General features: G+C 26.7%; 1 protein-coding gene. It reads right to left on the reverse strand.

Annotated features, from left to right (window positions below; translation table 11 throughout):
* Window positions 1–428, reverse strand: a 428-nt coding sequence (locus HMPREF9129_RS10435; protein WP_040553373.1) for an MFS transporter, incomplete at its 3' end; no start/stop codon positions are given.
* Between the last annotated feature and the right edge of the window lie 152 nt (window positions 429–580).

A 580-nucleotide genomic window follows, 5' to 3' on the forward strand; every position in this document is an offset into this window, starting at 1 on the left:
GATAATTTACCACCTGAAAATCTATATAGATAGACTCCTAGAATTGGACCTATTGACTTTCCAATTCCTAATGCTTTTCGATAATTTCCATAAGCTATACCTATTTTTTGGGGCTCTGTTATCTCAATTAAAATACTGCTGGAAGCTTGAGTATAAAATACCTCTGTCATTAAAATAGCAGTAAAAATACTTATAAAAAATATTCCTGAATTACTTAATGATATCATCATATACAGTACAGATGTAAATAATATTCCGTAAAAAACACTATCATATTTGTTAGCCTTGCTAATAAATTTCCCCAGCTTACTAGGTAGAAAAATCATGAAAATTGCTGATGGCAAATATAAATATGCTAGTGAATTAATTTCTGAAATTACATTCTCCTTAAAATAGATGAGATATAAAGGAGAAGTTAAACTTGTCACAAACGATACAACCCCTATATACAGAAAAAAAATTTATTTTTTTTAATAATTTTACCTTTAAACCACATTTCATTCTTATTTCTCAAAATGATGTATCATAGAAATAATTTTTAGCCTTGTATAGAGCAAATAAATTTACGAGAATAAAAAAT

Origin of the sequence: Peptoniphilus indolicus ATCC 29427 (genome assembly GCF_000227315.1) — a bacterium.
Lineage (GTDB): Bacteria > Bacillota > Clostridia > Tissierellales > Peptoniphilaceae > Peptoniphilus > Peptoniphilus indolicus.